We start from the raw sequence: 7,677 nt of genomic DNA, 5'->3' as shown, positions 1-7,677 counted from the left end.
GTTACCTCATCATTCGACTCATCTGATTTCTTAGTTCTCCTAGCAAATATGCTAGTGGCTAATCTTTTCAATTAGCAACGTGTCGCACTATCTTGGTATTCATCAACAAGTACTTCTTTAAAACGTTGTTTCAAATCTAGTGCAACAGGTGAAGGCTGTAATTCACCTTCGACTTCTACAGTTAAAATTTGCAAGGCGAAATGCTCTAAATCCGAGAAATCAATAATTCCTCGTTCTAATTTTGCCATGCGGAACAGTTCACTAAAAATATTTGTTAATTCGACTAATGTTCCTATCGTCGGTTCCATTAATCGTATTTCTTCAAGCAAGCGTGCAGGAGTCCGAACAAAAAAGGTCTCTTTCAGCTTGTTCACAATTTTTTTAGCTGCTTCACGTTTTTTCTTAGCAAGCTCTTGTAGCTCTACATCCACTAAAGCATCCTTTGATACACGCTTTAAGGTTGACCATTTCACAGTAGCAAAATAATCAAAGAGTTCCTGCCACGTTCCTTCACGACTAATGCGAATGCCTTCCTGAATCATGGCAAAATCCATTTCTGCAGTTTCAGCATATGGCGAAGGTCCCTCGGGCTTTAGCGTAATGGCACGCATTTCAGAAATTAAAACGAATGCCTCCTCAAGACTATGCTTGACTGTTAATTTCACATATTTCGATAGTTCTAAATCATCAATGGTCACGTCTGCTGCTAAGTCATATGTCTCTGGTAGACTACGAAGCCATTTTTGAGGCTCTGCATGAACACGAGACGTATCATAAAGCTTGCTTATTAATGTTTCAATAGCCTGATCATCACGATCTGATGTGAAGCTATCAACAAGACGATAGATTGCTTGAACCTGTGCCTCATCCTCAGAATCGTAAGCTTCTTCAAGTACATCTGCTAATATATCGTCCCTTAACAAGGCAACCTCCGCCTCATTCGCTATACGAAAGCCTGGGTCAATATCCAACATATAGGCGTACTGTTTGACAATGGCTAAGCAGAAGGAATGCAGTGTTGAGATTTGTGCTTTATTGACAAGGCTTAGCTGGCGTCGCAAATGGTTGGAAGTTGGATTTTCTGCAATAGCCTTTTCAAGTGCCTCCGCCATACGGTGACGCATCTCAGCAGCAGATGCATTTGTAAATGTTACAACAAGTAACTCATCCACATTAATGGGATTCTCTGTCGCAACTACCTTTTCAATCATGCGATTAATTAATACTGCCGTTTTACCAGAGCCTGCCGCAGCCGATACAAGCGTATCCTGACCACTTGCATAGATTGCCTTCCACTGGTCGTCAGTCCATGTTACTTCCGCTGGTTTTTCAGGTATTTTTTGTACCAACTTACTTCATCTCCTTCCGAATTATCTCTACGATATCATTCGGTTTTGCTTGCTGTAACTGACGATAGCTTTGCTTACCATCAGATGGGTCAAATTGACAAACAGCTGTAAATTGACAATGGTCACATGCTGTTTTTGTTTTAAGTTTATAAGGACTAATTGAGGTATCCCCTGCTAAAATTCCATTACCAGCCTCTTGATGCTTGCGTCGTACAAAATGCTGTAGATTTTTCATATCATTAACAGGTACAATACGTGACTGAGATTCGGATGGTGTCCCATCCTTCTTCATATAGACAGGAATAATTTTTGAATGCCCACTCGATTCCTCTAATTGCTCGTCCATTGATAAAATGGCCTCTGCATTTTCTGACAAAAGACCTTTCATTTTGTATTGCTTTAATCGATCTTCCTCTATTTCACTGTCGCTTAAATCCTTATCAAGCTTTAGCATTGGATTGTGGACATGGACGTAAAGAACCCCGGCTGGCTCCGCTTCACCTGGTAGCCAATAAGAGGAATTTTCCATCGCCACATCTAAATACGTTAGTACCTGTAAAGACAATCCATAGTAGACCTCATTCAAATCTAAATCACGAGCTGATGATTTATAATCGACGATCCGTAAATAAGAGCGGTCATCAATAGACGCACTATCCACCCTATCTATACGGCCTCGCATAAACATTTTCTTTCCACCTGTTAAATCAATTTCAAGTGGAGGAAGCTGTTCATTTTGCCCTGGTCCAAACGATGCCTCAATAGCAATTGGTTTAAAGTGAGATACATTCGCATGCTGTGTAAGTGCCGTCATTGTTCGCTCAACAATCCGAATAAGCTTGCGTTGAATGTAGCGATAACGTGCGCTCGACAGTAAGATTTGATGTGAAAACACCGGCACAATTTGCTCAACGGCTTGTCGTGCTAATTGTTTAATTTGCTGCTTTGTTAAACGTATCCATGATAGTTGCAGACGGTGTGTCTCTTCAGTAATCCATTTCAATGCCTCATGAAATAAATCACCCATTGCAAATGTTTCTAGTCTGTACTCTGCCCGCTCTTCTAGACGCAGCCCATACGTTGTAAAATGCGAAAATGGGCAACGGAAGTATTTCTCAATACGAGACACACTAGAAGTTAGCTTTTGACCATATAATTCCTGAGTGATGTAATTTTCTAATGGCTCTGCTTCATTTTTATGAGTAATTGGATGTAAAACTCGTTCATAAATAAGTGCCCAATAAGGATCCTGTTTATAAAATTTTTGTAAAGCAAGCCACTCTGGCGCAAGCTCGCGGCTGTGCTCAGCTTGGCGTTTCTGCACCATTAAATGTGCTAAAGCAGTACGAGGATGACGTATATACGGTAAAGCACTTTCTTCAAGTAATTCAATTGGATCAATGACAACTCGCTCAACTTTGACTCCACTCAAAAGGCCTGCCGTTTTATCATTGCCGATTATTTTCTTTATATAGAGTGATGACAATAGCGCCTTGCCCTCTTCATCTGCCGTTGGGTAGGACATATATAATTTATCGGATGGCGTCGTTAAAGCACGATATAGCAAGAAATTTTCCTGCAGTAAACGATTTTTAGATGTTGGTGCAAGCTCATAACCAATTTGACTAAACCATTCACGTTCGGTATCTGACAGCAATCCCTCATAATCCATACGAGTTGGATAAACCCCATCATTCATTCCTAAGACAAAAGCGACTTTTATATTCGATAAACGTGCTAAATCAACCGTCGCTACCATAACCTCATCTAATGTAGGAGGGATACGCGAAAATTCTAATGTGTCAAAGCCCTCATCTAAAATTTTCGCTGCTTCCTCTACGGTCATCTCCTGCTCACCAAACATATAAACAAATTGATCGAGTACTGCAATCCATTCTTTCCACGCTTGATCATGCTCACTTGCAGCTAATGCATCACCTCGATCAAGTTCACGGTCTTTCAGTGCTTGAAGCTTTTCATAAACATTTAAACTCTCAATCAATTCAAATAAAGCTGTAGCTACATCTCTACCTGTTGTCGCTACTTCCAGCTTGTCCTGTAATAATTTGAGCGGCTGACGAATTTCATCGCGAATGGCCTCGATTTCTGCCTGCATGGCACGTTCTTCGTCCGTTTGTACGCGTGAATGGAATTCAAGTCCACGATACTTTTTGAAAAACCATCGAGCTTCCTCAAACCAGCGCTCACCATAGACGCCCTGTGCTAAACAGTAGTTTTCTAAACGATCCGCACGCTCTCGCCAAACATTTAGCTCAGCATGTAACGGGAAAAATAGATCTGTTTTCACACTACGAAAAACTGGTTCATACTTCCAATTAGAAGTAATAACCTCTAAAACAGATCGACTAAGCTCAATTAAAGGGTGATGCAGCATCGTCTTTTTTGAATTTGTAAAAATAGGAATTTCATATTGTTGGAAAATTGTTGTAATGAGCGGGTCATAGACTTCTGCTTGTCTATAAAGAAGTACTATATCTTGATAGCGATACCTCTTCTCTCTTGTCAGTTTTGTTATTTCCCGGGCAATGGCATGTATCTCCGCACGTCGATTAGAGGCTTCAAGTACCATTACATCACCTGAAGTTTCTTTCGCTTGAGGCACCATATCCGTAAAATATTTTTCCATATGTTGTAAATCGCCAGATTGAAAACGATGCGTATCGTAGAAGTGCAATGGTGCGTCAACTTCAATGCCTTCTTCATTTGCAATATCGTGTATACGTTGGTTCGTTGAAGCGGCCTCATGGAATAAAGACTGCTCATCATAAACTTCCTCGATATGATCAAAAGGAAGAACTACCGTCACCTGTTTCGTCACCTTTAATAACTCTTTTACAAGTTCTAATTCTCTTACAGTAAATGCTGTAAAACCATCTATATAAATGGACGCCTGCTTCATCGTTTCAGAGTATTTTAGTTGTTCGGTTAAAATCGGATAATACCCCTCACTATCGACATATGTCGTACCAAGTCGTTCCTCTAAAGCTTGTAAAACTACTTGTAAATCATTCGTCTTCGCTTGCAATGTATTAGGCGCATCAATGGCCTGTAAAGACGCTGTCACTTCAGCTAACACCGAACTATTTACACTATAACGACTAAACTCTCGTAATAGCGTTTCAATTTCCTCTGTAAAGCCTCGTTTCCCAGCTGCTTGTCGAAATAACGAAAACTCACTTTTTTGTTCCTCTAAAAGTTTGCGGATAAGCATTCGATAGCCATAGCCATTTACTTCTTTTCGAGCAATACCACCCGTTTCCTGTAATACTAGCCATGCTAATCGTTTAAATGTCATGACCTGCGCACGAATTAAGCCTTGCAAGCCATGCTTATTCGTTAGCTCATACTCCGTTGAGTAAGACATCTGGTCAGGTACAATCACAAAAATTGGATGCCCTAACGGATCTGATTTTAGTTGCTCGACAATCTCTTGATGAATAAACGTTGATTTACCTGTTCCTGAACGTCCTGATACAATACGCAATGTCATGTACTTTTCTCCTCCTATTAATAATCTATTTTAAAAAAAATGTTAGTCTCGTAAATATCTTGGGCTTTGCTACTCAAAGTAAGTGGTTTTCACTTTGACCTGATCACTTTGCTGGACTACCTGAGCGGTTTTCTCATCGACCCGATCACTTTGCGATTCCACCTGAGTGGTTTTCTCTTTGACCCGATCACTTTGCTGGGCCACCTGAGCGGTTTTCTCATCGACCCGATCACTTTGCGATTCCACCTGAGTAGTTTTCTTATTGACCCGAGCGTTTCGCTACTCTAACTGTGCATTTTAATGTTTTATCTAAGCGCTACTCCATGTTACCCGAGCATTGCCTTACCTTTATGAATGAAGATTAAAAACCCCTTCTCTCATTTTACATGAAATAAGGGGCATGATGTGCATATTCAACTTTCATCGTTAATGATTTTTCGTCAATTTTCGTGCTTGTTTTAAATCTTTCTCTACACGCGAATTTAGTCGTTTCTCCATAAACTTACCGATCCACCAAAGCACGACAATCGCAACAGCCGCAATAATCAGTCTTACAGGGCTTGTTAGGAGCGCCTTTAAATCGTAACCAAGCACGCTCATTCCTAAAATCATCACGAACTTCCCAGCCAATAACACCACTAAATAAAACTTTTTATGAATATGAGATAGCCCCGCTACAATGTTTACAATGACTGAGGGTGTAAAAGGAAAACAAAGTAATACGAACAGAGGACTAATACCATTCATATCTACCCATTTTATTAGCTTCTCTACTTTTTTACTGCCTGTTACAAACCGAAACTTTGGATGCTTGCCAAAATGTCGGACAAGTAAAAATACAGTATATGAACCAGCTGCAGACCCTATCCAGGATAATAAAAAACCTAACCATAAACCAAATGCGCTCGCATTGGCGACAACGAACACGACCAAAGGTAAAAAAGGAAAAAACGCCTCTATAAACGTTAAAAATAAACCAATGACCGGGCCAAGCGTTCGATATTGTGCCGCAATATGCTCAATATTATCTACAGTAAACCATTCACTCAAAAGTCGACACCTCTATTTATATTGCAAAATTAAATGTAAAATCGTTAAATTTTCCGAAGTATTTTTATACTCATGTGGCTGATGTCCTGAGAATACTAGTGTATCCCCTTCTTCTAGTATTTCATGCATCTCTCCAGCAGAAATAATGGCTTGCCCTTGGATAACAGTTACAGTTTCCTCTACCCCTTCTGTATGTGCTTCACTTCTACTCAAGGCACCGGGCTCCATTTCAATTTTATAAAGTTCCCAGCCACGTTCTGGATTATAAGGAATAATGGAGTACACACGATATCGCCCCTCATCTTCATCTACATGTGGTGCATCCTTACTACTATATTTCATGAAGTGTGCTGTTGGTGATTGTAATAACGAAGAAAATGAAATACGCATTCCCGCAGCAATTTTCCAAATCGTTGATACTGTAGGATTTGCCTCTCCTTTTTCAATTTGTGCAAGTTGCGCTTTACTTACCCCTGTAGCTTTGGCAACATCGTCTAAGCTTAAATGACGTTGCTGCCGAATTTTCTTTAATTGAAATGCTAAATTTCGACTCATCTGCTCCATTTTATTCACCACTTTCTATTGTTTATTTTATCAGACATATGTATACTTTAATAAACATTAAGAACTATCAAACTATTCCATCATTAGTATACATGGAAATATTTTAGAAAGGACGATCTATTTATGACAAGTACAACAGATTTTCAGAATGAATCAGTCAACACGCCAGACGATAGCTTTTTACAAGGCGTTAAAGATTGTGTCCCCACTTTACTCGGTTATATTAGCATAGGACTCGCTTTTGGTGTTGTAGGTTCCGCTTCTGGATTATCGGTATTCGAAATTGCACTTTTAACTATACTTATCTATGCAGGCTCCGCACAGTTTATTTTTTGTGCTCTTCTTATAACAAATAGCCCTGCTTCTGCTATTATTGTAACCATTTTTGTCGTAAATCTACGCCATTTATTAATGAGTTTAACATTAGCTCCTCATTTTACACGCTATTCCATGCTAAGAAATGTTGGTTTTGGCACATTATTAACGGATGAAACATTTGGTGTAGCTGTTACAAAGCAAATGCAAACTGGTAAGTTGTATGGTAAATGGATGGATGGGCTAAACATAACTGCTTACTCATTCTGGATTCTTTCATGTGTAGCTGGCGCATTTTTAGGTCAGTGGGTGGCGAATCCTGAGAAATGGGGCTTAGATTTCGCATTGATTGCGATGTTTGTTGCACTTCTTGTACTCCAGCTTAGCAGTGTAGGTAAAAATAAAATCATGCATTATCTTATGCTAATTGGCTATATGTTTGTCATTATGTACGGTCTTTCTTATATTGTGCCTTCACATGTGGCTGTTCTTCTAGCAACGGTCATTGTAGCTACTATAGGGGTGGTGACCGATAAATGACGACTACTGCTACTATGGTATGGCTCATCATTGGCTGTGCACTTGTCACCTGGCTACCACGTATTATTCCTTTTATATTCGTTCGAAATGTGAAGCTACCAAAGGTTGTATTAAAATGGCTAAGCTTTATCCCAGTTTGTATTTTGAGTGCTCTTGTCATCGAAAATTTATTAGATACAGAAAACGGAAAAATTGTCACACTCAATTGGCCAGTATTTATTACATTTGTGCCAACGCTTATAGTTGCTCTTGTTACCAAAAGCTTATCCATTACAGTTGTAGCAGGAGTTATCATTATGGCAGCCGTAAGATTTTTCATGTAAAAAGGTCAGTCTTAAAAGTGAGAAA

Annotated in this window: 5 protein-coding genes and 1 pseudogene; 2 read left to right on the top strand and 4 right to left on the bottom strand. The window is 39.6% G+C overall.

The window, feature by feature from the left end; translation table 11 throughout:
• Positions 1 to 86: 86 nt before the first annotated feature.
• The 4 genes and pseudogenes from ACQKNC_RS18125 to ACQKNC_RS18110 form a co-directional block, all read right to left on the bottom strand.
• Positions 87 to 1,349: pseudogene (locus ACQKNC_RS18125) on the bottom strand (UvrD-helicase domain-containing protein); the annotation flags it as partial.
• A gap of 1 nt (position 1,350) precedes the next feature.
• The gene (gene addB, locus ACQKNC_RS18120; protein WP_427426145.1) at positions 1,351 to 4,860 is read right to left on the bottom strand and encodes a helicase-exonuclease AddAB subunit AddB; all 3,510 of its coding nucleotides are present in this window, start codon (positions 4,858 to 4,860) and stop codon (positions 1,351 to 1,353) included.
• A 426-nt stretch (positions 4,861 to 5,286) separates the two neighbouring features.
• Complete coding sequence (locus tag ACQKNC_RS18115) at positions 5,287 to 5,910, bottom strand: TVP38/TMEM64 family protein (protein WP_427426144.1); 624 nt, start codon at positions 5,908 to 5,910, stop codon at positions 5,287 to 5,289.
• 12 nt (positions 5,911 to 5,922) lie between these two features.
• Positions 5,923 to 6,474: a helix-turn-helix domain-containing protein gene (locus ACQKNC_RS18110; protein ID WP_427426143.1), complete on the bottom strand. Its 552-nt coding sequence runs from the start codon at positions 6,472 to 6,474 to the stop codon at positions 5,923 to 5,925.
• A 123-nt stretch (positions 6,475 to 6,597) separates the two neighbouring features.
• Between ACQKNC_RS18110 and ACQKNC_RS18105 the strand changes: the two genes are divergently transcribed.
• The gene (locus ACQKNC_RS18105) at positions 6,598 to 7,329 is read left to right on the top strand and encodes an AzlC family ABC transporter permease (RefSeq protein ID WP_427426142.1); all 732 of its coding nucleotides are present in this window, start codon (positions 6,598 to 6,600) and stop codon (positions 7,327 to 7,329) included.
• Positions 7,326 to 7,652 carry an AzlD domain-containing protein gene (locus tag ACQKNC_RS18100; protein WP_427426141.1) on the top strand — a complete coding sequence of 109 codons (327 nt, stop codon included), beginning with the start codon at positions 7,326 to 7,328 and terminating at the stop codon, positions 7,650 to 7,652. Before ACQKNC_RS18105 ends, ACQKNC_RS18100 begins: the two co-directional genes overlap by 4 nt.
• The last annotated feature ends 25 nt before the right edge of the window (positions 7,653 to 7,677 follow it).

Source organism: Lysinibacillus sp. NPDC094177 (assembly GCF_050279145.1).
Taxonomy (GTDB): domain Bacteria; phylum Bacillota; class Bacilli; order Bacillales_A; family Planococcaceae; genus Lysinibacillus.
Note: the sequence above shows the minus strand (reverse complement) of the source record. Positions and strands in the feature narration are given on the sequence as shown.